This is a genomic window from Allobosea sp. NPDC055353 (assembly GCF_053644975.1).
Genome location: NZ_JBSHMC010000002.1, coordinates 1,285,264 through 1,311,383, shown reverse-complemented (window position 1 = coordinate 1,311,383; position 26,120 = coordinate 1,285,264). Strand labels below are relative to the sequence as shown.

Sequence of the window (26,120 nt, the reverse complement as noted above, 5' to 3'; positions counted from 1 at the left end):
GGATATGCCGGTCGTTTCGTTTCACCCGCCGGCTCTGGACGCGATTTGAATATATCATATAGTCAATCTCGTCCACGGGCCGAAGCGAGCCCGATCGGGAGAGTGTCATGAAGGAGCGGTGCCGATGAGCGCTGTCACCGATCGCCAGCCGGAACGGCGCATTCGCGATCCCCGCGAACTCTCCGAAATCGCCCTGCGGCTCAGGCGCAAGGTCATCGAGATGGTGGCGCCGACCGGGCAGGGCTATGTCCAGCAGGGGCTTGGCGCGGCCGATCTCTTCACCGTGCTCTATTTCGCTGAGCTTCGGCTCGACCCTGCCGATCCCGACTGGATCTCGCGCGACCGCCTGCTGCTTTCGACGGCGCATAACACGGCGATCTTCTACGCGACGCTGGCCGAGCGCGGGCTCGTCCCGGCCGAGGGCCTTCCCGATTACTGCAAGGATGGCTCGCCCTTCGAGGTCAATGCCTCCGAGCGCCTGGGCACCGTGATCGAGGCGACCTGCGGCTCGCTCGGTCAGGGGCTTTCGGTCGGGATCGGCATGGCGCTGGCGGCGCGTCGCCGAGGCGACGGCGCGCGCATCTATGTCGTTCTCGGCGATGGCGAGTTGCAGGAAGGGCAGGTCTGGGAGGCGGCGCTGCTCGCCGGCAGCCTCGGCCTCGACAACATCTGCCTGCTGATCGACGACAACCGCATGCAGGTCGAGGGGCATGTCGACCAGGTGGTCAAGCTTGAGCCGATTGCCGGCAAGTTCGCGAGCTTCGGCTGGGCGCAGCACACGATCGATGGCCACGACATTCCGGCGCTGCTGGCGGCGCTCGATGGCGCGCGGATGACAGCCGGCAAGCCGACCTGCCTCGTCGTCCGCACGCTTCCGGGCAAGGGCGTGCCGGCGCTGGAAGGCATCCTTGCGCATAACCTGAAATTGCCTGCCGATGTGGCCGCAGCCGCGCTGGCTGCGTTGTCCAGCGAGGATGCAGCATGACGAGCGCCATGACGGACGCACTGACGGTTCAGGACTTCAACCAGCGGGGCGCCGCAGCCGCTCCCAACCGCAAATTCTACGGCGAGACGCTGCTCGACCTTGCGCGGAGCGACCCGCGCATCGTCTGCCTGACCGCCGACCTGACATTGTCGACCGAGACTGACCTCTTCCGCGACGCGCTGCCGGAGCGCTTTCACCAGGTCGGAATCGCCGAGGCCAACATGGTCGGCCTCGCCGGCGGCATGGCGCGGAGCGGCGAGATTCCGTTCGTGCATTCCTTCTGCGTCTTCGCGACACGGCGTTGCTACGACCAGATCGCCATGCAGGTCGCCTATCCCAGGCTGAACGTGAAGATCGTCGGCGTGATCCCGGGGCTGACGACGATGCTCGGCGTCTCCCATCAGGCGACCGACGACATCGCGCTGATGCGGGCCTTGCCCAACATGACGGTGATCGAACCGAGCAGCGCGGCTGCCGTGCCCGCGGCCGTCCGCGCCGCCGCCGCCCATGACGGGCCGGTCTATCTGCGGCTGAAGCGGGCCGATGGGACCGAGGCCGGGCTGGTGGAGCGGGATGGCGGGATGCCGCTCGGCAAGCTGCGCCTGCTGCGCAAGCCGGGCGAGGGGCTGATCCTCGCCTGCGGCCTGATGGTCGAGCAGGCCTTGCTGGCCGCCGACCTGCTCGCGGCCGAGGGCATCGCGGTCGGCGTCGCGGATGTGCCGACGCTGAAGCCGCTCGATCCGGGGATCGCCGAACTCGCGGCCGGTCTCAAGGCGGTGGTCACGGCCGAGAACCACTCGATCATCGGCGGCCTCGGCAGTGCCGTGGCCGAGCTATTGATGGAGCAGGGCGTCAGGACCGGCTTCGCACGGGTCGGCGTGCGCGATGTCTTCGCCGAAGGCGGCACGACGCCCTATCTGTTCGAGCGCTACGGCTTGACCGCGGCGGCGATCGCTCGCTCCTACCGCGAGGCGCGGGAGCGGGCCGGGGGCTGAACCGCCCCTTCGCGGCTCATGTTCCGGGTGTCGCCGCCCGCCTTCAGAAGCTCGACCAGCTTGAGCCCGCCTTGGATCATGTCCGTCTGCACGGCCTCGCGCACGCCGGCGGCGTCGCGCTCATGCAGGCGGTCGAGGATGCGCAGATGCTCGTGCGGGCCGGGATAGGTCGGGCGCGCATGCGGGTAGTGGTAATTGAGCAGCGGCCCGTTGCGCATCCAGATGTCGTCGAGGATGGCGAGGAGCTCCGGCATCTCGGCCGCCTCGTAGAGGCGGTGGTGGAAGCGCCAATTGGCCCGCACCGCATCCGACCAGCGGCCTTCCTCTTCGGCCAGCGTCAGCTCGTCGTGCAGCGCCGTCATCTGCGCGATGCCCTTCTCGTCGATCTTCGGCGTCGCGCTCTCGGCCGCCAGTCCTTCGAGAAACAGCCGGATCTGCCGCAGTTCGAGATATTGCGGCAGCGACATATGCGCGACGATGATCGAGCGGCCGTCGATGAGTTCCAGCGCCCGCGCGCGGACAAGCTGCATCAGCGCCTCGCGGATCGGCGTCTCCGATACATGCATCGAGGCGGCGAGATCGCGGATCTTGAAGCGGTGGCCCGGCCAGAACCGGCCCTCCATCAGCGCGACGCGCAGATTGTTGTAGACGATGCGGGTCAGGCTATCGCGCGCCACCGGCTCGATCACGCCGCCCTGCAGAAAATTGTCTTCGGCGCCCGTCACGCTGTCCTGTCCTTTGCGAGGCTTAAAACTCGCCGCATCAGCCATAAAGCAAATCGCCGGGCCGTGAAACGCGCAACTCAGGCGTGTCCGGCACTGCGCGGCGTCGCCAGGAAAACCGGCTTGCCAAGTTCGATATATCAAATAACCTACATCAAATTGAAGGGGAACGATGTTGCGGGCAGTCGACGCGTTCAGCCACTCGGTCGGGATCGAGGTCCGTGACGCCGTCAAGCGGTTCGGGGCCGTCACCGCAGTCGACCACGTCTCGCTGGCCGTCGAGCCCGGCGAGTTCCTCGCGCTGCTCGGGCCATCCGGATCGGGCAAGACGACGATCCTCATGGCGATCGCGGGCTTCGAATATCCCGATGAAGGCCGCATCCTCGTCGGCGGCGAGGATGTGACCTGGACGCCGCCGAACCGGCGCAATCTCGGCATGGTCTTCCAGAAATACACGCTCTTTCCGCATATGAGCGTGCTCGAGAACATCGCCTTCCCGCTCAAGATGCGTGGCGTCGCCCGTGCCGAGCGCGAAGACAGGGCGCGCCAGGCCCTCGCAACCGTGAGGCTGGACGGCTTCGGTGAGCGCAAGCCTTCCCAGCTTTCCGGCGGCCAGCAGCAGCGCGTCGCGATCGCCCGGGCCATCGTCTACAAGCCGCGCGTGCTCCTGATGGACGAGCCGCTCTCCGCCCTCGACAAGAATTTGCGCGAGGAGATGCAGATCGAGACCAAGCATCTGCAGCGCGAGATCGGTGTCACCGTCGTCTTCGTAACGCATGACCAGACCGAGGCGCTGACGATGGCTGATCGCGTCGCCGTGCTGGACCACGGCCGGCTGCAGCAGATCGGCACGCCGCATGCGCTCTACGAGGCGCCGCAGAGCGCTTTCGTCGCAGGCTTCATCGGCGAGACCAATTTCATCGCCGGGACCGCGCGCACGGCGGCGGCCGCGGGAGCGGAGATGGTTGTTGAGCTGGGCGAGGGGCGCGCCGTCCCCGCCACAGCGGTCGGGGATGTCGTGCCCGGTGCCGCGATTCGCGTCGCGATCAGGCCGGAGCGGCTGGCCCTGACCGGGGCGGGCGAGGGGCTGCTGGGCGCGCGCGTGCAGGACGCGATCTATGTCGGCAACGCCACGACCTTGCTGCTGGCGACGCCGGAGCGACAGGTCCTGAAACTGCGCCTGCCGGCAGGTGCATCCGTACCGGCGCCGGGCGAGGCGGTGGGCTTGCGCTGGTCGGCCGCCGATGCCCGCGTCTTCGAGGGCACGCGATGACAGCGCGTCCGCACGGCTGGCTGCTCGGCGGGCGCCATTACAGCACGGCGGCGAGCCTGGCCCTGGCCGCCCCGTTCCTCCTGCTCGCGCTGGTGACCTTCATCCTGCCTTTGGCCTCGCTGCTGCACGAGAGCCTGTTCCTGCCGGCGCCGACCCTGACCCATTACCAGCGCGCGCTGACGGAGCCGGTCTATCTGCGCGTGATGCTGCGCACCTTGCGGATCGCCGCCGCCGTCACCGTCCTGACGCTGATCCTGGCCTGGCCGCTGGCCTGGGTCATGGCGCGCAGCAGCGGGCTCAAGCTCGCGATCCTCGTCGCCTCCGTGCTGCTGCCGCTGTGGACCTCGGTTCTGGTGCGTACCTATGCCTGGATGGTGCTGTTGCAGAAGAACGGCGTCGTCAACCAGCTCCTGATCGGTTCCGGCATCACCGACCAGCCCTTGACCCTGCTCTACACGGAAGGCGCGGTCGTGCTCGCGATGAGCCATGTCCTGCTGCCCTTCATGGTGCTGCCGATCTACTCGGCCCTGCGCGGTATCCCGGAGGATTACGGCCGCGCCGCGCAGATGCTGGGCGCTTCCGAATGGGCCACCTTCCGCGAGGTGGTCTTCCCGCTCTCGCTGCCGGGCGTAACCTCGGGCTGCCTGATGGTATTCCTGCTCGCGCTCGGCTTCTTCGTCACGCCGGCGCTGGTCGGCGGTCCCCGCCAGATGATGATCGCCACGCTCGTTTCCCAGCAGGTGCGGGAGATGCTGGACTGGTCCTTCGCCGGCGCACTGGTCGGCGTGCTGCTGGCCTTCGTCCTGCTCCTGGTGCTCGTCTTCAAGCGAGCGGTTCGGCTCGACCGCTTCGTGGGTTCGGCATGAGCGCGCCGGTCCGCAACGCGCCGTCCCGCAATGTCGGCCGCGCGACGCTCGGCGCCGCCGCCTATGCGGTCACGGTCTTCCTGCTGTTGCCGACGCTGGTGATCGCGCCGATGTCCGTCGGGCCCGAGCGCTACCTGCGGTTTCCCCCTGCGGGCTTCTCGCTGCGCTGGTATCGCGAATATTTCGGCGATGCCGACTGGATCAACGCGACGCTGTTCAGCCTGGAGGCGGGCGTCATCGCGACGTTTGCCGCGACCGTGATCGGGACCATGCTGGCGCTGGCGCTGGTGCGTGGCCGCCTGCCTGGCAAGGGCCTCGTCGAACTGCTCGTCATCGGCCCGGTGATCGTGCCGCATATCGCGCTCGCGGTGGCGATGTTCCTCGTCTTCGAGCAGTTGCGCCTGACCGGGACGCTGCTCGGCTTCGCGATGGCGCACACCATCCTCGCCTTGCCCTTCGTGGTCTTCACCGTCCTCGCGGCCCTCTATCGTTTCGACGTGGATCTCGAACGGGCCGCGCTGTCCTGCGGCGCGGGGCCGTTCCGCACCTTTCGGCATGTCACCTTGCCGCTGATCGCGCCAGGCGTGGTCTCGGCGGCGCTCTTCGCCTTCATCATCTCCTTCGACGAGGCGGTGGTGTCGTTCTTCATTTCCAATCTCGACCGCAAGACCCTGCCGCGGAAGATGTTCGAGGACATCGACTACAACGTCTCGCCGACGCTGGCCGCCGTGGCGACGATGCTGACGCTGCTCACCGTCGCGGCCCTGGTCGGCAGCCATCTCGTCAAGAGCCGGCTCGACCGCCGCACCCAGACCGACCCGTCCAGTTCCTGACCGCCGACCCGGATTCCGAAGGCCAAACAAGGGGAGCCTCGCGATGACCACCGACAGCAAGATCTCGACGACACGGCGCCAAGTGACTCGGCGTAAAGTCCTGGCGGGAGCACTTGGTGCGACGACCCTGGCGGTCGGCGGCCGTGCGCTCGCCCAGTCCCAGGAGGTGATCGTCGCCACCACCGGCGGGCTGATGGAACGCAGCCTGCAGGAGCATTTCTACAAGCGCTTCGAGGCGCAGACCGGCATCAAGGTTCGCTCCGTCCCGATCGAATTACCGGATCAATGGGCCCGCGCCCGCGCCGGCCAGCGCAGCGGCAACATCCCCTTCGATGTCGTGACCGCGACGCCTCCGGACCTGATCCAGCATGCCGACATCCTCGAGCCGATCGATTGCGCCGGCCTGCCCGGCATCGTCGCCCATGCGCTGCCGAATGCCTGTTTCCCGCGCGGCATCATCCGCACGGCCGGCGGCATGGCGCTGACCTGGAGCAAGAAGGCCTTTCCGAATGGTGGGCCGCAATCCTGGGCCGATTTCTTCGACGTCCAGAAGTTTCCGGGGCCGCGTTCCCTGCCGGATACCGGCGACCGCGAATGGTGGGTGCCGCTGGCGGCCCTGCTCGCCGACGGCGTCGCGCCCGACAAGGCGTTCCCGCTGGATGTCGACCGCGCCTACAAAAAGCTCGACGCCTTGAAGCCCCAGGTCGCGGCCTGGTGGAAGAGCGGCGACAACGCGATGCAGATCATGCGCGGCGGCGATGCCGTGATGATGATGGTCTATTCCAGCCGCTCGGTGCCGCTCGCCAAGAGCGGCGATTTCGACTTCACCTGGAACCAGGCGATCCGCGACGTCGGCAACTGGGCCGTGCTCAAGGGCAGTCCCAATGTCGCCAACGGCATCAAGTTCCTCGATTTCTTCGTGCAGGACGGCAAGGAGCATGTCGCCTTCAGCGAAAAGGTCTCCTTCGATTCCAACAACCGCGAGGCGCCCAATCTGGTGCCGCCCGAGGAGCGCCGCTTCCGTCCGTCCTGGCCGGAGAACTGGTCGCGGCTCGTCATTGCCGACTACGACTGGATCGCCGCCAACCGGAACGCCCTGCGCGAGCGCTGGGTGACCTGGCTGACCAAATAAAGCCGCACGCGCCATCGGCCGGCGGCGCCCTCGCGACGCCGGCCACCCTGCCGAGGTTTCAAAGCCGATGCTCGTAAATTATTCCGACGCCGCGCACTGGCCCATCGACCCGTCTCGCCTGGACCTGGTCGAGGAGATGCGGGCGCGACCTCGTGGGCCGCATAGCCACGATCTGCAGCGCCTGCTGCACCGGATGCGCTGGACGGGGGTCGGCAAACGCCATGTCCTGATCACCCTCGATCCGGGCCGCCGCTGGATGCTCGCGCGCTTGCCGGGGCGGCGTGGCGCCTCGATCGAGACCTTTCCCAATCGGGTGTTCACCAGCCTGGCGGAGGCCGAATGGGCCGTCTTCGCAATCCGCTGGGAAGCGCTGACCGGGCAGAAGCTGGACTGAAGGGCCGCTCCTCATGAGAGATACCACCGCCGTCCTCGGCTATGCCTGGCCGCTCGTCGTCTCGCCGGGCGAAAGCGTCTCCTTCCATCTGTCGAGCCCGAGCCTGAAGCAGGCACAGGCGCGGATCGTCCGGGTGCGCTGCGCCGATCCCGATCCGGATGGGCCCGGCCTCAAACTGAGCGAGCCCGGAACCGCGATCGACGGGCCGGTCGCCCTGCGTGACCAGCCGATTCATCCGGGCTCCGCGGCGATCATTGCCGACAGGCCCGCTCTCGCGCCGGCGAGCTTTTCTGTCGGTTGCTTCATCTGGCCGACGGCCCCGCTCGACGGCGCCCAGACCATCCTGTCGCGCTGGCGCGGCGATCTCGGCCAGGGCTGGCGGCTCGGCCTGGACGAGAGCGGCCATCTCGTCTTCGCGGTCGCCGGACCGTCCGGAGGCGCGGAACTGCGCTCCGCCAAGGCGGTGATCGAGCGGGAATGGCTCTTCGTGACCGCCAGCTACGATGCCGCGACGGGACGGATCGGTCTGACGCAGCGCAGTCTCGATCCGCAGGCAGGCCGCGACCGCAGCGGCACCCGCGAGGGCAGGGCGCCCGCCGCGCTGGCCTGGCCCGACGACACGGCGCTGGTCTTCGCGGCGCATGCGCTGGGGGGCGGGGCCGATCCGCTCACCGGCGCTCATTACGACGGCAAGATCGACCGGCCCCGCCTGTTCCGCGAGGCTCTGCCGGAAGACGCCATGCGCCGCGCCTGCGAGATGCTCGCGCCGTCGCCGGCCGATCCGGCACTGGTCGGCGCCTGGGATTTTTCGCGTGAGATGGCAGGCGACAGCGTGCGCGACGTCTCGACCAATCGCCTCGACGGCCGGCTGCGCCATATGCCGATGCGCGCCATGACCGGCGCAAACTGGGACGGCTCCGTGGTGCAATGGCGGGAGCGGCCGGAGCTCTACGGCGCGATCCATTTCCACCGCGACGACATGGCCGATTGCGGCTGGACCCCGGACCTGACGCTGAGCGTGCCGCAGGACTGGCGCAGCGGCTTCTATGCGCTGAAGCTGACGGCGCGCGAGGGCAGTGACGATCCGGTCGAGAGCTATGTCTCCTTCTTCGTCCGTACGCCGCCCGGACAGGCGAAGGCGCGGCTCGCTCTCGTCGCGTCGACGGCGACCTACCTAGCCTATGCCAACAGCGCGCTGCGGCTCGACCAGGTCCATGCGGAGGCGATGCTGGAAGGGGTGATCGCGCTGTCGCGCGACGATGCCTATATCCAGGAGCATCGCGAGCTGGGCTTATCGACCTACGACACGCATAGCGATGGCAGCGGCTGGTGCTATTCGACCGCGAAGCGGCCGATCCTGAACATGCGCCCGCTCGGCAACACCTTCAACTACGTCAACGACACGCATATCATCGACTGGCTCGAGGAACTCGGCTTCGACTACGACGTCATCACCGATTGCGATATCGACCGCCACGGCGCGCAACTGCTCGAGGCCTATGCCTGCGTGATCACGCCGTCGCATCCCGAATATTACAGCCTCAACATGATCGAGGCCTTCGATGCCTATCAGCGCGGCGGTGGGCGGCACATCTATCTCGGCGGCAACGGCTTCTACTGGCGCATCGCCTGGCATCCGAGTGAGCCGCACCAGATGGAGATCCGCCGCGGCATGAACGGCCTGCGCACCTGGGAGGGCGAGGCGGGCGAGAACGGCCTCTCCTTCACCGGCGAGCCCTCCGGGCTTTGGCGCACGCATGGGCGGCCGCCGCAGCGGCTGGTCGGCGTCGGCTTCGACGCGCAGGTCTTCACCCGCTCATACCCCTATGAATGGCTGGAGGATGCGCGCGATCCGCGCGTGAGCTGGCTGGTCGAGGGCATCGAGCTCTCCAGGCCACTCGGCGATTTCGGCCTGCGTGGAGGCGGGGCCGCCGGACTGGAGGTCGACCGTATCGAGCCCTCACTGGGCTCGTCGCTGCAGATCCTGCGGCTCGCGACGGCCGACCGGCTCGATTATGGCGGTGTCCCGACCCTGGAGGAGTTGCGGACGCTTCATCGCGGCGTGATGGGCGACCAGAACGCGCTGGTGCGCGCCGATCTCGCCTTCTTCCCGACGGCGGCTGGCGGGGCGGTGTTCGCGACAGGTTCGATTGCCTGGGCCTGCGCGCTGACCTGCAACGGCTATGACAACTCGGTCAGCCAGGTCACGGGCAATGTCCTGCGCCGCTTCCTCGATCCGGCGCCCTTCGCCGGCTTCGAGGATTGAGCAATCGAGTCGCCGAGAGGCTTGGAGCGGCGCTTCAGCCCAGCCCGACCAGGTCGGAGGCGGCCTGGAGCTGGGCGAGCAGCATCGCCCGGCCAGGGACGGTGCGGCAGCCGCGCGCCGCGGCGGCTGCGAGGAACGGCGTGACGGCCGGCGTCATCACGACCTCGGCCGCGACTGCGGCCGATCGCAGCCTGTCGACCGCGAGCGGCAGAGGATCGCTCTCGCGCATGCCGAGCGACGTTGTGTTGACAGCGATGTCGCAGGCGGCAGCGTCGCCGTCCCCCGCCATGACCCGGCAGCCGGGATAGGCTCTCGCGACGGCGGCGGCCAGCGCCTGTGCCTTGTCCGGGGAGCGGTTCGCGATGATGAGCGATGCGGCGCCGGCCTCGGCCAGCGCAAAGGCGATTGCACGCCCGGCGCCGCCAGCGCCGGCCTGCAGGATATGCGCCCCCTTCAGGGTGACACCCGCCTGGAGAAGGCCGCCGACGAAGCCGAGACCGTCGACATTGTCGCCATGCAACGTGCCGTTGGCGTTGCGCCGGACGAAATTGACGGCGCCGACCAGCCGACCGCGTTCGCCGACGGAGTCCAGCAGGTCGAACACGGCGATCTTGTGCGGGATCGTGACGCCGAACCCGGCGACGTTCCGCAGCGTCCTGAGCGTTCCGATCAGGGCCGGCAGATCCTGCGGCGCGACATGGAGCGGCGAGACCGCGGCGTCGATGCCGCGGCCGGCGAAATGCTCGTTGAGCAGGGAGGAGCCGATGATGTGAGCGACCGGGTCGCCCAGGATGAGGAGGATGCGGGTCTTGCCGGTGACGGGCTGCATGGCGCGACCGTCGCCCGCGCCCTACGCCGCTGCCCGGTTCCGCGCGGCCACGGCCGCGAGCCCGGCATCGGCGGCGGCCAGCGCCTCGTCGATCTCGGCCTCGCCGTGGGCGGCCGAAAGGAACATGTTGTGGCGAGGATGAAAATAGACGCCGCGCGTCAGCGCGGTCTGGCAAAACAGATTGCCCTTGGCGAAATCCGCGTCGTCCTCGAAGAGGAAGAGCGGCATCTGGACCGGACCGCTCTGGCGCAATCCGACACCATGGCGTGCCGCGAGCGCGTCGAGCCCGTCCCGCAGGCGCCGGCCCATGGCATCGAGCCGGTCGATCACCTCGCCGCGCCGCAGCACCGTCAAGGTCGCGATTCCCGCCGCCATCGGCACGGCTCCGCACCAGAACGATCCGGTGACGAAGACCTGGGAGGCGGCTTTGCGCAGCCATTCGCGGCCGGTGACGGCAGCCAGCGGGTAGCCATTGGCGATCGCCTTGCTCCAGGCGGCGAGATCGGGGCGCACCCCGAGCGGCTCCCAGCTTCCGGCGAGATGGAGCCGGAAGCCGGCCCTGACCTCGTCGAGGATCAGCGCGGCGCCCCTGGCGTCGCAGGCCGCGCGGGCCGCTTCGGCGAAGGCGCGTGTCGGCAGCTCCTGGTCGCGCGCCAGGTCATGGCGATAGGCCGAGACGATGATGCCGGCGAGATCATCCCCCGCTTCATCGGCCGCCATGGCCAGGCTCTGGGCATCATTGAACTCGTAGTAGAGGATATGGGCGCGGTCCTCTTCGGTGACGCCGATGACCGAGGGCGAGCACCAGGGCACCGCGCCATGATAGGCGCCGCGTGCGACGAGCAGCTTGCGCCGGCCGGTCGCGGCGCGCGCGATCGTCGCGCAGGTCGTCGTCGCGTCAGTGCCGTTCTTCTGGAACTGCGCCCAGTCGGCCTGTGCGACCGTGTCGACGAGCAGTTCCGCGAGCTCGACCATGGCCTCGGCCGGGCCGTTCATGCAGTCGCCGAGCCGCGCCTGACGCTCCGCGGCCGCCTCGACCTCGGGATGGTGATGACCGAGCAGGTTCGGCCCCCAGCTGCACATGAAATCGAGATAGGAGCGGCCATCGACGTCCCACAGGCGGCAGCCCTCCGCCCGCGCGAAGAATTGCGGGTAGCCCTCGGGCAGGCGATTGGCGTGAAGATGCCCCCACATGCCGCCCGGGACGACGCGCAGGGCTCGGTCGCGAAGGGCGGCATCAGCGGAGTTCTTGACATCGGTCATGGCTGTCCTCCATGATTTGATATATCATATAGTAAAATTGACTTGGCAAGAGCTTTCGTGTCGCTTGGGAGAGGCCGCGCGGAGCGGTCCGTGCGGGGCGGGCGGTGCCGGGTTCGAGGGTGCAAAAAAACAAGAGCGGGAGGGTTTTGAGATGCAGGTTAGCTGGCTGAGGACATCCCTGGCGCTGGGCGCCGCCGCCCTGTCGCTGGCGGCCCTGACGGAGCCGCTGCGGGCGGCCGATACGCGCCCGCTCGTGGTCGCGCGCAACATGGATATCGTGTCGCTCGATCCGGCCCGGTCCTTCTGCGACACCTGCCAGATCTATCTCTCGGCGGCCTACCAGACGCTGGTCACGCTCGGCCCCGACAACAAGACGCTGGTGCCCCATCTCGCAACAGCGTGGGAGGTCAGCCCCGACCAGACGCGCTTCTCCTTCAAGATCGCGCCCAATGCGGTGTTCGCCGACGGCACGCCAGTCACCTCGGCCGACGTCGCCTGGTCGCTGATGCGGTTGAAGCACATGAAGGCGGACGCCTCCTTCCTGATGGACGCGCTAAGCGCGGCGGAGACTCCCGACGACAAGACCGTCGTGCTGCGGACCGCCCAGGCCAATTCGGAATTCCTCCAGATGCTGGCCTCGCCCTATGCCGGCATCATCAACCGCAAGCTTGCCGAGGCGAATGGCGCCAGGAGCGGCGAAGCCGCCAGCAGCACTGATCAGGCCGATGCCTGGTTCTTCGCCAACTCCGCCGGCAGCGGCCCCTACAAGCTCGCGCTCTATCGCAACGGAGACCAGTTGCGCCTCGTCGCCAACGAGAGGTTCTGGGGCACGCCGGCGAAGATTCCGGAGGTCATCGTCAAGCAGGTGCCCGATGCGGTGGCGCAGCTCCAGGCCCTGCAGGCCGGGGCCGCCGATGTCGCGATGCAAATCGATTCCGATACGGCCGCTTCGAGCAAGGACCCCAATCTCGTGCTGGATTCGGTGCCGAGCTACAATTTCATCTATCTGGCGCTCGGCGTCGGCGCCAAGGCCAATACGGTGCCCCTGACCAAGCCGGTCCGGGAGGCGATCGCAGCCGCGATCGACTATCAAGGGCTGATCGAGTTCACCGTCGGCGGCAAGGGCAAGTTCCAGCCCGTCGCGATCCCGAACGGCTTCCCCGGCAACCATGATCTGCCGATGCCGAAGCAGGACCTCGCGCTGGCCAAGGCCAAGCTCGCCGAGGCCGGGCAGCCAAACGGCTTCTCGATGAAGGCAGTATTTCCGGGCGTGAATTCCTACGGCGTCGATCTCTCGCTGATGATGCAGAAGCTGCAGCAGGATCTCGGCCGCGTCGGCATCAAGCTGGAGCTGGAACCCGTGACCTTCGCCGTCTGGCGCGAGCGCGTCGCGAGCGAGGGCATCCCGATCACCGCCTCGTATTACGCGCCGGATTATTTCGGCACGGTGCAATACGTCCAGTTCTTCTCGATGATGGAGGGCAGCTCCTGGTCGAAGCGCGCGCATGCCACGAAGGTGGAAGGCGTCATCAATGCCAGGGAAGGGGAACTTCTGAAGAAGGCGCTCGCTGCCGGCCCGGCCGATAGCGACAAGATCTTCCGCGAGATCGCGCTCGAGATGATCGGCGACAAGGTCATCATTCCGGTGGTCAGCCCCGACCTGATCCTCGCCGCGCGAAAGGGCGTCACGGGGGTGCGCTACAGCGCCTGCTGCAATCTCGACCTCAGCCAGGTCGGGCGCCAGTAGCGTCCGCCCGCCGGGAGAACCCATGCTCAGGGTCGCATTGCAGCGATTGGCGATGATGCCGTTCCTCCTGCTCGGCATCATCACGGTCGCCTTTTTCCTGACGCAAGTAACCAAGGGCGACCCGCTCGCCGCGCTGATCGGCGAGCGGCAGATGAACAATCCCGTGGTGGTCGCCGCGGCCAAGGAGCGCTGGGGGCTCGATCGTCCCCTTGCCGAACGCTACCTCGTCTACGTCGGAAATCTCGCGCGCGGCGACATGGGCACATCCTTCCGCACGCGTCAGCCCGTCGCCACCGACCTGGCGCAGAGATTGCCCGCGACGCTGGAACTGGTCATCGCCGCGGTTCTGGTCGGTGGCGGCGTCGGCACGGCTCTCGGCTTGGTGGCCGCCAGGATGAAGGATCGGGCCGCCGACACGGCGATCCGGATCTTCGCACTCGTCGGCTCCTCGGTGCCGATGTTCTGGCTCGGACTGATCGCGCTTTTCATCTTCTTCGCCACGCTCGGCTGGGCTCCTGGGCCGGGGCGCCTCGACACCCGTTCGCTGCCACCGCCTTTCGTGACCGGCTTCTTCACGATCGATGCGGCGATTGCGGGGGACGGCGCCAAGCTGCGCGATGCGCTGGCCCATCTCGTGCTGCCCGCATTGATGCTGGGCTGGACGGTAGTCGGGATCGTCGCCCGCCTTGTGCGTGCGAGCCTCATCGAGGTGCTGACGCAGGACTATATCCTGGTGGCCCGGGCCAAGGGGGCAGGGGAAGTGCGGGTGATGGTGATCCATGCGCTGCGCAATGCCCTGATGCCGACATTGACGATCCTCGGCTTCACCTTCGCCTACCTGATCACGGGCGCGGTCCTGACGGAGACGATCTTCGCCTGGCCGGGGATCGGCTCCTACGCGGTCGAGGCGGCACGGACGCTCGACCATCCGGCGATCATCGGGGTCACCATCGTCGGCGGCGCGGCCTTTCTGATCACGAACCTCGTCACCGACATCGCCTATGCCTTCGCCGATCCGCGCTTGCGGGACCGCCGATGACGGCGGTGACTGATCCTTCGGCCAGCGGAAAGAGGACCGGTCGACGCCGGTTCCTTGGCCGGATCGTGCCCGGCGGCGCAGCGCGCTGGACACTGCTCTGGGCCCTGGCGGTCGTCGCCGCCTGGATCATCGTCGCGGCGACGATCGATCTCTGGGCGCCCTATGATCCGGTCGCATTGGCCGGGCGCCGGTTGCAGCCGCCGAGCATGGCCCATTGGCTCGGCACCGACGCTCTGGGGCGCGACGTTCTCATCCGTACCCTCTATGGTGTCCGCTTCTCGCTGCCGGTCGCGGCAGGCGTGCTCGTGGTGGCCGTCGCCATCGGCTGCGCGATCGGGGCTTTCGCCGGCTATGTCGGCGGGCTGGCGGACGCGATCCTGATGCGCCTTGCCGATATCACGCTGTCATTCCCGGCGATGCTGCTCGCCATGGCGGTAGCCGCGACGCTGGGGCCGGGCCTGCTCAATGCCGGCATCGCCATGGTCGTGGTCTGGTGGCCGATCTATGCGCGGCTGATGCGGGCCCAGGTCCTCGCCGTGCGTTCGCTGGAGCATGTCGAGGCGGCGGTGGCGATCGGCGCGTCGCGGCGGCGCATCCTGTTCGGCCATGTGTTGCCGCTGTGCTGGACGCCGATTCTGGTCAATGCCACGGCCGATCTCAGCCAGATCATCCTGCTGGTGGCGGGGCTCAGCTTCATCGGCCTCGGAGCGCGTCCGCCGACGCCGGAATGGGGCCAGATGGTCGCGGAGGGCGCGACCAGTTTCTACAATTGGTGGATTGCGGCCGGGCCGGGTCTCGCGATCCTGTCGCTGTCGCTCGCGTTCAGCTTCATCGGGGACACGGTACGCGATCTTCTCGACACCCGGTCAAGGACCTAGAGCGCTTCCGGTGAACGTCGATCTGTCGCCGTGCGACGAGTGCGTGCCAAGCTGGTTCGGCTGACTCCTGCTCCTTGAGCATCCCGATGGTCTGCTCTTCCGTGAACCGTGAGGGGCGCATCGTCCGTCTCCAGGATCGACGGACTCTGCTCAAATCTGACGGAAGATCAGGGGCTCAGGGCACGTCAAGATCGGCGGCCCATTCCACCCGGCACCACCGCCTGCGACGGAACGAGGGTTATCTCCTGCTCAAGAACGCCCTGATCACTGAGCGTTGCGCTTGGTGACATCACGGATCGCCGTCAGACCGGACAGGGCCTCGGGCGACTTGTTGACCTTGTACAGCGTCTCGAAGATGTGCGCGGCATCGTCGTAGCGGCCGAGATTGTAATAGGACCATCCGCGCATCAGCATCAGGTCGGTCGTCTCGGGCGCCAGGCGGCGGCGCTGCGACAGGGTGATGAGCGCGCCGTTGTAGTCCTTGGCGTCGTACTGGGCATAAAATTGTTCGGCGAGGAGCAGCGTGGATAGCTCCTTGCGGCGCGCCGGCGGCAGGTTGGCGGCGCCGGCCGCAATGGTGGCTTCGGCCGTCAGTCCCTGCTGCATCTTGGCATAAGCCAGACCTGCTGCGGCATCGGCGGCGACCTGCGCATTGCCGCCGCGCCGTGCCGCTTCGAAAGCCTGCGCTGCTGCGACCGGCCGCTTGAGATTGAGGAGGCACCAGCCGCGCTGCAAGGCGGCGGCGCCTGAGCCGCCGCCTCCGCAATTGCCACCGGTCGCGCGAGGAGCGTCCGAGCGTCTCGCGGGCTCCGCGACTGGAGCCGCGTCGCGCGCGATCGGCTCGTCGCGGCCGGCCCTGACGATCGGTGTTGGTCGGTGACCGGCCGATTCCGCCGCTGGCATCTGACGTGTTTCACGCTGCTGCTCGGCTCTCGGGGCCACGCCCGCGCGCCGGGGATTGAGGACGTCCGCGATCCTCTGCGAACGGCTGCCCCATTCGGCAACGAGGGTACGCAAGCCCGCCTGGTCGCGCAGGCGTTCGCGGACCAAGGCGAGCCCATAAGCCGCCGGCTCATTGCCGCGATCCCAGGAGAGCGCCGTCTCGAACCAGGTTCCCGCCGGGCTGATCTGTCCGGCATTGTAGGCATACCAGCCGAGCGCTCCGGCGCCGGCTGCGTATTTATCCTGTCCCACGGTTTTCACGATGCGCTCGATCACGGCGCGGTCCAGGCGCGGCGGCGGCTCCTGGGTGAGCAGTGCGGTGATGGCGTCGAGATAGGCCTTGCGATTGGCTGCGCCGGCTTCGAGCCACTGGGCGCCGAGCGTTTCGGCCTCCTGGTACTTCTTGGTCTCGCCCAATGCGAGCACCGCTCCCTCGGCCGCCTTGGCGCCGCCATTGCGCGCGAGCGCCGTCTGGAACCAGGTCGCGGCCTTGGCCGGCTCGTCATGGTGGAGCGTGTAGAAGCCGAGCAGGATGGCGTCGTCGGGCGTCGAGGCCGCATTGGCCAGGGCCTCGATGCGCTGGATTTCCGCAGGCGTCGCCTTCTGCGTCTGATCGTCGGCGGCCTTGCCGATATGGCGCCGTGCGATCTCGTCGCGGATGCTCGCGAACTCGTTCTGCTGTTCCTGTGACAGCAAGGCTTCGACGAGGTTCTCCGGCAGGGTGGCGAGCGCCTTCTGCATCGTGCCGACACGCTCTGCCGGATTGGTGCAATTGGTCAGGACATAGGCATAGGCGTCGCGCGCACGCTCGGACTTGCCGGTCTGGATGAAGGCCTCGGCGACCCGCCAGAGCGCATCGACGCTGGCGCAGGTCAGCATGGCCGGGGTCTCGGTACCCAGGCGGATGACCTGTTCCCATTGCCGCGCGTTCGAGGCATTGACGAGCCGCTGCCGCGCCTCGGCGGTGTCGAGCTGGGCTGCAAGGTCAGCCGGAGCGCGCCAGTTCGGATCGGCGCCGCCGCGCTGGGCGATCGCGGCACGGACTTCGCCGTATTTGCCTTCGGCGAAGAGCCGCCACATCCGCTCCAGCTCGGGGTCGCCGGCCTGGCCCTGCGAGGTGAGATCGGTCGGAGGCTTCCATTCCGGATAGAGTGCCCTGAGCCGGGCAAGCTCTGCCTCGTAGCGGCGGGTATCGCCCTGTGCCGCGAAATAGCGCAAGGCGGTTTCGTCGACCTTCGGCGGCGCTGCCTGGGTCGTTGCCGGGCGGTTCGGTGCACCGGTCTGCGCCAGCTCGACCGGCGCCGGAACGGCCTCAGTCGGAGCTTGCGGCGGCTGTTGCGGAGCCTGCGCCAGTGCAGGCTGGATCACCGTCTGCGCGGGTTCGCGCGAGGCCGTGTCATGGCCGTATCGTCCAAGGGCATAGAAGGCGATGCCCGAGACGGCGGCGGCGATGAGGATAGGCCTCACAGGCATTGCGGATACCTCTCGCTCAGCATCGAGAGGGTCAGGAGATGCAGTGTCGACGGGTAATAGGCCGTGGGCTGGAAGGCCTTGAGCTCGGCGGGGACCGGCGTTCCGTCGAGCGCGCAGGCCATGGCCGCGGAGAGGATGCGGTAGCCCGCGTCCGGCAAGGGCTCGACCGGCTTGCCGCTGGCGACGTCGACGACCGCCGTGCCACCGGCCCAGGCCTGGCGGAACGGCGCGAGCCGCGCCTTGTCGCCTACCCCGGCGCGCAGCAGGTAGAGCGGGATGCGGATGGCGTTGTAGCCGAACTGTGCCGGAAAACCTTCGGCAGGCTTCGGCTCGGCCTTGATCGAGAGCCATTCCGGCGCAGGCATCTTCCGCTTGGCGAGATCGTCGAGCAGCTTCAGGCCGCTGGCCTGGACCTGCATCCAGCGCTGGTCCCCGGTCAGCTTCGCCAAGGTCGGGAAGGCTTCGAAGACCCAGTAGGACGGATTGATCACCGGCCCGTCGGCGCGGTCCTTCTCCGAGAATCCGACAGCGCCCGGCATGAGCCAGGTCTGCCCGGCGTGCTGGCGCAGAGCGACCTTTGCGAGGGATGTCGCGATCTGGCGCGCGGCGGCACTGTGGGCCGGCATGTTCCAGCGCGTGCCTGCGCAAGCGAGGGCATCGGCGATCAATAGGTCGCCATCGCTGGCATTATTGATGTCGGTGACATGCGGGCTCGCCTTCGGGTCCCAGCGCCAGGCTGCGAGCCCGTCGTCACGGATGAGCAGTTCAGTCCGGGTGAAGGCGAAGATGCTGGCGAAGGTCGTGCGATCATCGGCCAGGCAGGCCAGCAGCAGGCCGTAGCCCTGGCTCTCGCTATGGCTGATGCCGCCGTTGAGATCGTCGACCACCCGCCCTTCCGCGGTGACGAATTTCTGCCGGTAGAGCGCCCAGGCATCAGCCGGCACGGCTGCGCGCACGCCTGGCGCCAGGCCGAGGAAGGTCGCGATCATCGCTGCCAACGCCCATCTCATGATCGCCGACCCAACCGCCCGAGCATCAGGGAGGTTCCAATGCCGAGCCCGATGCAGGCGATCAGCAGCGCCAGCGCGTAGATGCCGATATTGCTGGACATCCAGTTGGCGAAGACGAGCCGCATGTTCGCGAGGCTGAAGGGCCGCGTCATGACGAAGGAGGTGCTGTCGGCGGAGATGACATGCGCGTCCTGGGCGCCGCGGAAGGCGGTGATCCGGCCGGCCATGCCCGCCCAGTTGCCCGGCGTGACGATGCGGTTGACGGCGCTCTGCAAAGTTTCGTCGCGGCGGGCGATGAAAGCGGTCCAGACCTGCCGCGTCTCGGGATCGGCGGCCTGAGCCGCGATCAGCTCCGTCCCTTCCGCCGGCTCGTAGAGCGGGGCCGCGCGCGACGGCGCCCGCAATTGCGCGAAGGAGAGATCGAAAGTGTGCTGGAGCCATTGGTCGAAGCCGATGAAATAGCGCGCCAGCGGGCCGCCGAGCGAGCCGCGCCAGCGATCGCGGATCGCTTCGGTGGTCGGAGCGACGCCGCCGGAGGCCTCGGGCGTGGCCTCCCTGCCCTGCAGGCGGTTGATGACGGCGTCGAAGACGGCCGCGCCCTCGGCATCCGGCGTCACCACCACGGCATCGGCGCGTTGCGGCCAGGTGGCGCGGACATTGTCGGCGACGCCGACCCGGGGCAGCAGACCGGCCGGCATCTGGCCGGCGGCGCCGACGATCAGTGCCGGCCTGTCGCCCACGGCGGCTGTCCCGGCGAGGAGCTCGGTGGCAAGCGGGCGGCTGGCATTGCGGGCGATGCGCGCGAGCAGGGTTGCGGCCGCGCTGAGATTGGCGTTGTCCTGCCTGCCCATGACCAGCGCGACGCGGGAGGCGACCGAATAGGGGAAACCGGTGCCGGCGATGGCCCCGAGATTGGGGCTGACGCCGATCTTGGCGAAGTTCGGGATCGAAAGGACGGTGGTGTCGAACAGGGCGAAGCGGCTCTTGCCGGCCAGGGTCGCGCCGGGACCGCAGGCGAGATCGGATTTGGCCAGCGTCACCGCCTCGAACCAGATCTCGTTGATCCCCGGCCGGAAATGCCGCAGCGGGATCGTGATCGGGAACTGCTGGAACAACCCACCCGTCGCCGCATTGAGCGGCACGGTTGCCGCGACATTGCCATTGACGAACACCTCGATATGGCTATCGCCCGGCAGGACCTCCTGCGAATAGGCGCCGTCGAGATAGAGCGTCGCCTCGCCATAGGCATTGGCGTAGAAATCGCCGGGCATCGCGACGATGGCGCGCACGCGCATGCGCCGGCCGGTCGATTCCTGGGTGGGAATGCCGAGCTCGGAGAAGCGGATCGCTTGCTTGGCCGAGATGAAGGGCGCATCCGGCACGTGCCAGCTCGCGGTATCCATGGTCTTGCGGTTGATATTGGCCGGCCGGGCGACGGGTGCGGTCAGGAATTTGGCGATGAGGGCCTCAAGATCGGGCCAGCCTTCGCCGGTGACGAGCAGGAGATCGGCACTCTTCTGCGGATTCGGGACGAAGCCGACGAAGCTGCGGCCACCCGCATCGGCCGGTAATGTGCCGAGCAACGCGCGCATCTCCTGGCTCGTGCCGAGCGCGACGGTCAGCGCCCCCGGCCGTATGCGGGCGGGCAATTGCTCGGTCACTGTGACCGCGACCTGTCCGTAACGTCCGCGCAATGCCAGCGCCTGGGCGACGGCGAGGATGCTGTTCGCGGCGCTCGCGCGCGCGGCGCCGGGCGCGACGATGGCGATCGTCGTCAGCCCACCTTCATCGGCGCCGACGGCCGGCAGATCGTCGAGGCTACGCAGGGCGAGGGGCCGGGCGCTCGCATTCCTGAAAGCCAGGCGCGTGCCGGCGCCGTCGATGCGCGTCCAGAGCTCGTAGGTCGAGCCGACCGTGCAATCGATGCGATGGCGTTGCACGGCCTCGAAGCTGATCGTGTTCTGCCCGGTCCGGAGCAGGCCCTTGCGCAAGGCGATGGAGCTGCGCTTCAGGCGGTCGGAGGAGGCGATCGGCATCTCGCTGACGCGCTCGCCATTGATGCGCACCGTCAATCGCGAGGCTTCCGGCATCACTACGAGGGCGTTCTGGAAGGCCAAGTCGAGGCTCAGGTCGGCTGCCGCCTCGTCCTGCGTCAGGTAGAACGCCCAACTGCGGACATCGCTCTCGCCTTCCAACGTGACGCGCGCCGCCGGCAGCAGCGGCTTGAACAACAGGGGCGAGGCGGGCGTCGGGCTGGCCTCATGCACTGGACCTGGAGCCGGCGCCGCGGGAGGCGCAGGACTTGCTGGAGCCGGTGCGGGCGGCGCGATCATGAAGGGCGCCGGGCCGGGCTGGGCAGGCGGTGGCACCTGCGCCGGGAGCGGCGAGCCGGCAAGGAGCGCGCAGGATGCGATCGCGACGAGATGGGCCGGGAAGCGGAGGCGCTTCATTCTGCCGCTCCCGGCCGGGTGGTCGAGCGGGACAGGCGGTAGAGACCGAAGAGATAGGACAATCCTCGGCTCGTCTGGAAAATGGCGAGGCGCAGGAAGCGCAGCGTCCCGTAGATCACGCCGGGATTGTGGCGCCGCGCCTTCTGAAACCGGCTCCAGTTCTCGGCATCGGAAAAGGCGAGGTCGGCAATGATGCGGCTATGCACCGGCTCCGTCGGCTCGTAGCTGCAACCCAGCAGCAATCCCTTGTCGTCGGGCGCGAGCCGGCGGACGCGCACAGGCAGGGCGCCCCGGGGCATGTCGATCGTGGTCTCGACGGTAATCTCCCCGGTCGAACCGACCGGCACCCTGTCGAACTCCTTCGACATCACGCGGACGGCGATACCGTCGACGGAGACGTTTTCGGTGACGATCCGGGCCTTGCGTCCGTCGATGGTGATCTCACCCCGACGCTTCACGGCGAAGCGCCGCGCGCCGCGCCCCTCCGGCCGCTCCGAGACCACGCCGAGCGCGCAGCCGGCCATCAACAGGTTGAGGATGTTCCACAGCCCGACGACCAGCGTGATGTCGGCATTGTAGGGCTCGGTGAGCATGCGCCAGTAGGTGGCGACGACGCCGAGCGCGAGCACCGCGAAGATGATGAAGAACGGCCGGCCGAGCTCCGACACCCGCCGGGTCTCAAGAGACTCGTTCTTGGCGGTGACCTTGAAGGTCGGCTTGGTCGGATTGATGAGCACCGAGACCACGGCCGGCAGCAGGTAGACCGACTGGATGAACTCGTAGAGCTCCGAGATCCACGGCCAGCGATAGCGGCCATAGAGGTAGTTCTGCATCATCAGGTTCACCACCATGTAGCTCAGCACATAGGCGATGAACTCCGCGCCGGAGGCGGTGAAGATCTCGAGGCCGAAGAACAGGTAGAACAGGGGCGCGACCAGGAAGGTGAGGCGCGCGAAGGGGAAGAGCCAGAACAGCGCCGACGAGGAGTAGCAGAGCCGCTGCGGCAGCGAGAGGCCGCGCTTGAACATCGGGCGGTGGAACATGAGGATCTGCATCATGCCCTGCGCCCAGCGCGAGCGCTGGCCGATGAAGCTGGTGAAGGTCGCCGGCTGAAGCCCCGCGATCAGCGGCTTGTCGACATAGACGCTGTGCCAGCCGGTGGCGTGCAGCGTGATCGCCGTCTCCGCATCCTCGGTGATGCTGCGCCCGGAGAAACCGTTCGTGGTCTGAAGCGCCGTGCGCCTGAGCACGGCGGCCGAACCGCAGAAGAACGAGGCGTCCCATTTGTCGAGGCCGCGCTGGATGATGCCGTAGAACATCTCGTTCTCGGACGGCATCGAGCGGAAGGTCTGGAGATTGCGCTCCAGCGGGTCCGGATTGATGAAGAAATGCGGGGTCTGGACCAGGAAGAGCTTCGGGTCCTGCCCGAAATAGCCGATCGTCTCGGTCAGGAAGCTCCGTACGGGGGCATGGTCGGCGTCAAAGACGACGATCAGCTCGCCTTGCGAGTTGGCGATGCCGTTATTGAGATTGCCGGCCTTGGCGCTGAGATTGCGCTCGCGCGTCAGATAGGTGACGCCGAGCCCTTCGCAGAGCTTCGTCAGCGTCGCGCGGCGCTCGCGGGCGGCGCTGGCCGCGGCGAAGTCGTCGGCGTTGCATTTCTCGTCGGTGCCGCCGTCGTCGAGCAGGAAGATGTTCAGGCGTCCCGCCGGGTAGTCCATCGCCAGCGCCGCCGCGAGCGTCGTCGCGAGCATCTCGGGCTCTTCGTTGTAGGTCGGCACGAAGACGTCGACCGTCGGTGCGTTGGCGAGGTCGATCGGCGGCGTCTTGCGCTTCGGCAGCGGCATCGCCACGACGAAGAGGCTGAGGCCCAGCATGCCGATGTTGTAGAGCTCGGCGAGGTAGACGATCAGCCCCGGGATGAAATCCTCGAGCTGGTTGACCGGCGGCAAGGTGCTGGTCGTGCGCCAGTAGACATAGCGCAGCACGATCGCGGTGCCCAAGCCGAGCGCGATCAGGCGCCAGACGCCATAAGGCCGCAGGAATTTCAGGACCATCATCGCGCCGACCACGATCGTTCCGGCAATCAGATGCGCCTGCAGGCTGATCGGCAGGGTGATCAGCGCGATAACGACCATCGCGATGACGGCCCAGAAGATGACGTAGCTCGCTGTTCGCATCGGGCTTTCGGCAATCCGGGTGGGTTCAGGGCGCGGGCGGCGGCGGGACGGTGGGATATCCTTCGAGTGGTTTGGTCGAAATCGGTTCGGGAGCCTGAGGTTCCGCGCGAACCGCACTGCGCCGGCGCTCCGGCCGGGGGCGGACGGCTTGCGGGCGCGGCGGGGTCTCGCCGAAGGAGGGCTGTGGCGCCTGCGGATAGATCGGAGCGCCGGTCTGGCCGAGCCCAGACGCCGGCGCGGGCGCATCGCCGATCGGATTCCAGCCGGGCCGCTTCAGCTTGGCGTTGAACGCGTAGCCATAGGCCAGGCGCAGAAGCGAGGCCTCGGTCGCGGTGGGGTCGCAGACGCGCAGGCGCACCGAGATCATGCCCGATTTCGGGCGGAAGAGGCTGTCCTTGCCCGCCAGTCGCTGCCAGGCGTAGAGGCAGACCTCGCCGCCGGTGCCGCGGCCGACGGCATAGCCGAATGGACCGTAACTGTTCTGGACAAAAACGGCGGATGGGGCCATCGCGACACCGGGAAGACGCTCCTCCATCTCTTTGCCGATGGCGAAGTCGTCGATGCCGGGCTCCTTCAGCAGGTTGCCCTCGACTCCGGTGGCCTCGGGGACATCTGCTGCCGTGAAGAAGGCGACATGGATCGCATTTTCGCCTGGTGTCCGGCCACGGGTCGCCAGGGAGACGGTCTGCGAGACGGCGTTCTCATAGGTTCTCTGGGTGACGCCGGTCACAGGCAGGCTGCCGGGAGGAGGTAGCGCCAGGGCGCGGCTGACATCGACGGTGACCGCGCGCGAGGCCGAGACCAGTTCATCGCTCGACAACCGTTGCTCGCCGCAGCCCGCGAAGACGAGAGGCAGTCCGCATGCCGCTAGCATCCCTGCAAGGGGCCGGAACAAGCCAAGGAACCCGTCCGAAGACATCCGATCGATGAAGCTCAAGGCCCTCATAGGCACGCGTGCCGATGTCGGTACAGCATCGTCATGTCTTCACCATTGGTTAACGCCGGTTAACGAGCGGTTACTCTCGCCGGAGGGGCGCGCTGAGGCGCCCGCGCATGCTTGCGGCCCCCCAATACAAGTGATTCGCGAGGTTATTCCAACCTGCGGTTGGATAAATGTTCCCGTCATCGGGAAACGAGCGATCTTCACCACAATCAAAAGCGAGCAAGATCTTGCCATCACGGGCGGCTGGTGCGGCCCTGATCATGCCTGGCCTGTGGGAAGGAAGCCGCAACGGAGCGCCCGATGAAGGGGCCGTGCCGCGGTATGCGGATCGCTTCAGCGAGTGTGCTGACCCTGACGACATCTTAGGCGTGGCGCGGCCTGCAAACGGACTCGACCAGCGTCGGCCCCCGGGGGGCAGCGCCGGCGCAGCCTTCCCAGGGTCGGGAACGAGATCGCTTTCTTATGCGTCGCCCCGATCTGGCGGCGACAAAGGGAATGATGACTGACCGCCTGGGCTGCCCGAAACCAGATCCTTTTGAGGTCAGAGATGGGCCAGCTTCCATCCGGTGGCGCGTGATAAGGATGTGTCAGCTTCGAAAGTCGAGTGTTTCAAGCCCACGCTCCCGGCTTACAGCCGCTGCTGATTACATCGCCATTTCAAAAACATAGGCGTTCGCAATTCGGCCCTGAATGGTGTGCGCCCCAAGGGGGATGCTCGCGAAAGCCCGTGCGCTCATCGGCTCACCGCCCGGTGGCGGCGATTGCGCAGGCGTTGTCCACTTCTCCAGTGTCGCCGGAGATGCCGAGCGCCCCCAGAATTTGCTCGTCCTTATGAATCAGCACCCCGCCGGCAGCGGGAAGCAACTTGCCGGACAAGAGGGTAGCAGCCGCGGAAAAGAAGGCCGGATTAGCCTCGACCCTTTCGACGAGATCGCAAGTATCCAATCCGAGCGCAATGCAGCTCCAGGCCTTCGCCAGGGCGAATTCGTGCCTGGCAATCGTGGCCCCATCCTCGCGGGCCGAGGCGACGATATAGCCCCCGGCATCGACCACCACGGCGGCCAGCGGCCGTGCCCCCTGCACGCGGCCGGCGGCGAGAGCCGCAGCGATCAGGCCCTGCGCCCGTTCCAGAGTCATCGTTCTCTCCCGCTCAATAGGTACAGCGCCCGCCCGAGAGATCGAAGACCGAGGCGGTGGTGAAGCTGTTCTCGCGGCTGACCAGCCACGCGACCATGGCGGCTGCCTCGTCGACTTCGAGGAAGCGGGCGCGGGGAATGCGCGACAGCATGTACTGGATGAAGTCCGGCTTGAGCGTGTCGAGGATGCGCGTCTTCGCCGTGGCAGGCGAGATCGCGTTGACCGCGATGTCGTAGCCGGCGAGTTCCTTGCCCAGCGATTTCGTCAGGCCGATCACGCCCGCCTTCGCGGCGGAATAGGCGGCGAGATTCGGGTTGCCCTCCTTGCCCGCAACCGATGAGATATTGACGATCCGCCCGTAATTCCTCGCCTTCATGCCGGGCACCACGACCTTGTTCACGTAGAACGTGCCATTCAGGTTGATCTCGACGACGCGGCGCCACTCCTCCGGATCATAGGCGTCGAGAGGCGCATTGCCGCCGGCGATGCCGGCCGAGTTGACGAGAATCGAGACCGGGCCGATTGCGGCTTCGACTTCGCCATGGCTGCGCGCCAGGCCGTCGAGATCGGTGATGTCGACCGCCTTGGCCGACGAGGCGGGGCCGAGCAGCGTCAGCGCCTTCTTCAGTTCGTCCGCGTCGCGATCCCAGAGGCTGACGCGCGCGCCGGACGCGATGAGCTGCTTGGCAATGGCAAGACCCAGCCCCTGCGCGCCGCCGGTGACGACCGCGACCTGATCGTCGAGGGAAATCCTGTTCATGGG

The 26,120-nt window shown here is 67.5% G+C and carries 21 protein-coding genes; 11 read left to right on the top strand and 10 right to left on the bottom strand.

What is annotated here, in order from left to right:
* Positions 1 to 124 precede the first annotated feature (124 nt).
* On the top strand, positions 125 to 985 hold the full coding sequence (locus ACWIEX_RS19605; RefSeq protein WP_454034637.1) for a transketolase: 861 nt from the start codon (positions 125 to 127) through the stop codon (positions 983 to 985).
* Positions 982 to 1,980 (top strand): transketolase family protein, encoded by a 999-nt coding sequence (locus ACWIEX_RS19600; protein ID WP_454034636.1) that lies wholly within the window; start codon positions 982 to 984, stop codon positions 1,978 to 1,980. Before ACWIEX_RS19605 ends, ACWIEX_RS19600 begins: the two co-directional genes overlap by 4 nt.
* Here ACWIEX_RS19600 and ACWIEX_RS19595 read toward each other — a convergent pair.
* The gene (locus tag ACWIEX_RS19595) at positions 1,947 to 2,705 is read right to left on the bottom strand and encodes a GntR family transcriptional regulator (protein WP_454034635.1); all 759 of its coding nucleotides are present in this window, start codon (positions 2,703 to 2,705) and stop codon (positions 1,947 to 1,949) included. The two genes, ACWIEX_RS19600 and ACWIEX_RS19595, sit on opposite strands and share 34 nt — an antisense overlap.
* 169 nt (positions 2,706 to 2,874) lie before the next feature.
* Between ACWIEX_RS19595 and ACWIEX_RS19590 the strand changes: the two genes are divergently transcribed.
* The 6 genes from ACWIEX_RS19590 to ACWIEX_RS19565 all read left to right on the top strand — a co-directional run bounded on the left by ACWIEX_RS19590 (position 2,875) and on the right by ACWIEX_RS19565 (position 9,466).
* Positions 2,875 to 3,975: an ABC transporter ATP-binding protein gene (locus ACWIEX_RS19590; RefSeq protein ID WP_454034634.1), complete on the top strand. Its 1,101-nt coding sequence runs from the start codon at positions 2,875 to 2,877 to the stop codon at positions 3,973 to 3,975.
* A complete protein-coding gene (locus ACWIEX_RS19585; protein ID WP_454034633.1) occupies positions 3,972 to 4,841 on the top strand; it encodes an ABC transporter permease in 870 nt (289 codons plus the stop codon). Before ACWIEX_RS19590 ends, ACWIEX_RS19585 begins: the two co-directional genes overlap by 4 nt.
* Positions 4,838 to 5,674 carry an ABC transporter permease gene (locus tag ACWIEX_RS19580; RefSeq protein ID WP_454034632.1) on the top strand — a complete coding sequence of 279 codons (837 nt, stop codon included), beginning with the start codon at positions 4,838 to 4,840 and terminating at the stop codon, positions 5,672 to 5,674. Before ACWIEX_RS19585 ends, ACWIEX_RS19580 begins: the two co-directional genes overlap by 4 nt.
* A 43-nt stretch (positions 5,675 to 5,717) precedes the next feature.
* A complete protein-coding gene (locus tag ACWIEX_RS19575; protein WP_454034631.1) occupies positions 5,718 to 6,806 on the top strand; it encodes an extracellular solute-binding protein in 1,089 nt (362 codons plus the stop codon).
* A 67-nt stretch (positions 6,807 to 6,873) separates the two neighbouring features.
* Positions 6,874 to 7,200, top strand: coding sequence for a N,N-dimethylformamidase alpha subunit family protein (locus ACWIEX_RS19570; protein WP_454034630.1), 327 nt, complete (start codon positions 6,874 to 6,876; stop codon positions 7,198 to 7,200).
* 13 nt (positions 7,201 to 7,213) lie between these two features.
* The gene (locus ACWIEX_RS19565; protein ID WP_454034629.1) at positions 7,214 to 9,466 is read left to right on the top strand and encodes a N,N-dimethylformamidase beta subunit family domain-containing protein; all 2,253 of its coding nucleotides are present in this window, start codon (positions 7,214 to 7,216) and stop codon (positions 9,464 to 9,466) included.
* 34 nt (positions 9,467 to 9,500) lie between these two features.
* Here the strand turns inward: ACWIEX_RS19565 and ACWIEX_RS19560 are convergent, their stop codons facing one another.
* Together ACWIEX_RS19560 and ACWIEX_RS19555 are read right to left on the bottom strand one after the other, a co-directional pair.
* Positions 9,501 to 10,295: a shikimate dehydrogenase family protein gene (locus ACWIEX_RS19560; RefSeq protein ID WP_454034628.1), complete on the bottom strand. Its 795-nt coding sequence runs from the start codon at positions 10,293 to 10,295 to the stop codon at positions 9,501 to 9,503.
* Positions 10,296 to 10,316: 21 nt separating this feature from the next.
* Positions 10,317 to 11,558 (bottom strand): aminotransferase class III-fold pyridoxal phosphate-dependent enzyme, encoded by a 1,242-nt coding sequence (locus ACWIEX_RS19555; protein WP_454034627.1) that lies wholly within the window; start codon positions 11,556 to 11,558, stop codon positions 10,317 to 10,319.
* A gap of 151 nt (positions 11,559 to 11,709) precedes the next feature.
* Here ACWIEX_RS19555 and ACWIEX_RS19550 point away from each other — a divergent pair, with 151 nt between their 5' ends.
* From ACWIEX_RS19550 to ACWIEX_RS19540, 3 genes are read left to right on the top strand one after another with little or no spacing between them, the layout of a single operon-like run.
* Positions 11,710 to 13,305: an ABC transporter substrate-binding protein gene (locus tag ACWIEX_RS19550; RefSeq protein ID WP_454034626.1), complete on the top strand. Its 1,596-nt coding sequence runs from the start codon at positions 11,710 to 11,712 to the stop codon at positions 13,303 to 13,305.
* 22 nt (positions 13,306 to 13,327) lie between these two features.
* Positions 13,328 to 14,344 carry an ABC transporter permease gene (locus ACWIEX_RS19545; RefSeq protein ID WP_454034625.1) on the top strand — a complete coding sequence of 339 codons (1,017 nt, stop codon included), beginning with the start codon at positions 13,328 to 13,330 and terminating at the stop codon, positions 14,342 to 14,344.
* On the top strand, positions 14,341 to 15,222 hold the full coding sequence (locus ACWIEX_RS19540; protein WP_454034624.1) for an ABC transporter permease: 882 nt from the start codon (positions 14,341 to 14,343) through the stop codon (positions 15,220 to 15,222). The genes ACWIEX_RS19545 and ACWIEX_RS19540 overlap by 4 nt, the downstream gene beginning before the upstream one ends.
* 264 nt (positions 15,223 to 15,486) lie before the next feature.
* On the opposite strand, the gene ACWIEX_RS19535 is transcribed toward ACWIEX_RS19540, so the two are convergent.
* From ACWIEX_RS19535 to ACWIEX_RS19505, 7 genes are all read right to left on the bottom strand, one after another.
* A complete protein-coding gene (locus ACWIEX_RS19535; protein WP_454034623.1) occupies positions 15,487 to 17,637 on the bottom strand; it encodes an outer membrane protein assembly factor BamD in 2,151 nt (716 codons plus the stop codon).
* A complete protein-coding gene (locus tag ACWIEX_RS19530) occupies positions 17,628 to 18,626 on the bottom strand; it encodes a family 8 glycosyl hydrolase (RefSeq protein WP_454034819.1) in 999 nt (332 codons plus the stop codon). The genes ACWIEX_RS19535 and ACWIEX_RS19530 overlap by 10 nt, the downstream gene beginning before the upstream one ends.
* Before the next feature lie 17 nt (positions 18,627 to 18,643).
* The gene (locus ACWIEX_RS19525; RefSeq protein ID WP_454034622.1) at positions 18,644 to 21,097 is read right to left on the bottom strand and encodes a cellulose biosynthesis cyclic di-GMP-binding regulatory protein BcsB; all 2,454 of its coding nucleotides are present in this window, start codon (positions 21,095 to 21,097) and stop codon (positions 18,644 to 18,646) included.
* Positions 21,094 to 23,277, bottom strand: a complete 2,184-nt coding sequence (gene bcsA, locus ACWIEX_RS19520) for a UDP-forming cellulose synthase catalytic subunit (RefSeq protein ID WP_454034621.1) — start codon at positions 23,275 to 23,277, stop codon at positions 21,094 to 21,096. Before bcsA ends, ACWIEX_RS19525 begins: the two co-directional genes overlap by 4 nt.
* Before the next feature lie 25 nt (positions 23,278 to 23,302).
* Positions 23,303 to 24,097, bottom strand: a complete 795-nt coding sequence (bcsN, locus tag ACWIEX_RS19515; protein WP_454034620.1) for a cellulose biosynthesis protein BcsN — start codon at positions 24,095 to 24,097, stop codon at positions 23,303 to 23,305.
* Positions 24,098 to 24,961: 864 nt separating this feature from the next.
* Complete coding sequence (locus ACWIEX_RS19510; protein WP_454034619.1) at positions 24,962 to 25,357, bottom strand: GlcG/HbpS family heme-binding protein; 396 nt, start codon at positions 25,355 to 25,357, stop codon at positions 24,962 to 24,964.
* Between the two features lie 13 nt (positions 25,358 to 25,370).
* Positions 25,371 to 26,117 carry an SDR family NAD(P)-dependent oxidoreductase gene (locus ACWIEX_RS19505; RefSeq protein ID WP_454034618.1) on the bottom strand — a complete coding sequence of 249 codons (747 nt, stop codon included), beginning with the start codon at positions 26,115 to 26,117 and terminating at the stop codon, positions 25,371 to 25,373.
* Positions 26,118 to 26,120: the final 3 nt, after the last annotated feature.

Excerpts from the sequence above, each read along its gene's own strand:
- ACWIEX_RS19605 (WP_454034637.1), top strand. The coding sequence starts at position 125 with ATGAGCGCTGTCACCGATCGCCAGCCGGAACGGCGCATTCGCGATCCC.
- ACWIEX_RS19600 (WP_454034636.1), top strand. The coding sequence starts at position 982 with ATGACGAGCGCCATGACGGACGCACTGACGGTTCAGGACTTCAACCAG.
- ACWIEX_RS19590 (WP_454034634.1), top strand. The coding sequence starts at position 2,875 with ATGTTGCGGGCAGTCGACGCGTTCAGCCACTCGGTCGGGATCGAGGTC.
- ACWIEX_RS19585 (WP_454034633.1), top strand. The coding sequence starts at position 3,972 with ATGACAGCGCGTCCGCACGGCTGGCTGCTCGGCGGGCGCCATTACAGC.
- ACWIEX_RS19580 (WP_454034632.1), top strand. The coding sequence starts at position 4,838 with ATGAGCGCGCCGGTCCGCAACGCGCCGTCCCGCAATGTCGGCCGCGCG.
- ACWIEX_RS19575 (WP_454034631.1), top strand. The coding sequence starts at position 5,718 with ATGACCACCGACAGCAAGATCTCGACGACACGGCGCCAAGTGACTCGG.
- ACWIEX_RS19570 (WP_454034630.1), top strand. The coding sequence starts at position 6,874 with ATGCTCGTAAATTATTCCGACGCCGCGCACTGGCCCATCGACCCGTCT.
- ACWIEX_RS19565 (WP_454034629.1), top strand. The coding sequence starts at position 7,214 with ATGAGAGATACCACCGCCGTCCTCGGCTATGCCTGGCCGCTCGTCGTC.
- ACWIEX_RS19560 (WP_454034628.1), bottom strand. The coding sequence starts at position 10,295 with ATGCAGCCCGTCACCGGCAAGACCCGCATCCTCCTCATCCTGGGCGAC.
- ACWIEX_RS19555 (WP_454034627.1), bottom strand. The coding sequence starts at position 11,558 with ATGACCGATGTCAAGAACTCCGCTGATGCCGCCCTTCGCGACCGAGCC.
- ACWIEX_RS19550 (WP_454034626.1), top strand. The coding sequence starts at position 11,710 with ATGCAGGTTAGCTGGCTGAGGACATCCCTGGCGCTGGGCGCCGCCGCC.
- ACWIEX_RS19545 (WP_454034625.1), top strand. The coding sequence starts at position 13,328 with ATGCTCAGGGTCGCATTGCAGCGATTGGCGATGATGCCGTTCCTCCTG.
- ACWIEX_RS19540 (WP_454034624.1), top strand. The coding sequence starts at position 14,341 with ATGACGGCGGTGACTGATCCTTCGGCCAGCGGAAAGAGGACCGGTCGA.
- ACWIEX_RS19535 (WP_454034623.1), bottom strand. The coding sequence starts at position 17,637 with ATGCCTGTGAGGCCTATCCTCATCGCCGCCGCCGTCTCGGGCATCGCC.
- ACWIEX_RS19530 (WP_454034819.1), bottom strand. The coding sequence starts at position 18,626 with ATGATCGCGACCTTCCTCGGCCTGGCGCCAGGCGTGCGCGCAGCCGTG.
- ACWIEX_RS19525 (WP_454034622.1), bottom strand. The coding sequence starts at position 21,097 with ATGAAGCGCCTCCGCTTCCCGGCCCATCTCGTCGCGATCGCATCCTGC.
- bcsA (WP_454034621.1), bottom strand. The coding sequence starts at position 23,277 with ATGCGAACAGCGAGCTACGTCATCTTCTGGGCCGTCATCGCGATGGTC.
- ACWIEX_RS19510 (WP_454034619.1), bottom strand. The coding sequence starts at position 25,357 with ATGACTCTGGAACGGGCGCAGGGCCTGATCGCTGCGGCTCTCGCCGCC.
- ACWIEX_RS19505 (WP_454034618.1), bottom strand. The coding sequence starts at position 26,117 with ATGAACAGGATTTCCCTCGACGATCAGGTCGCGGTCGTCACCGGCGGC.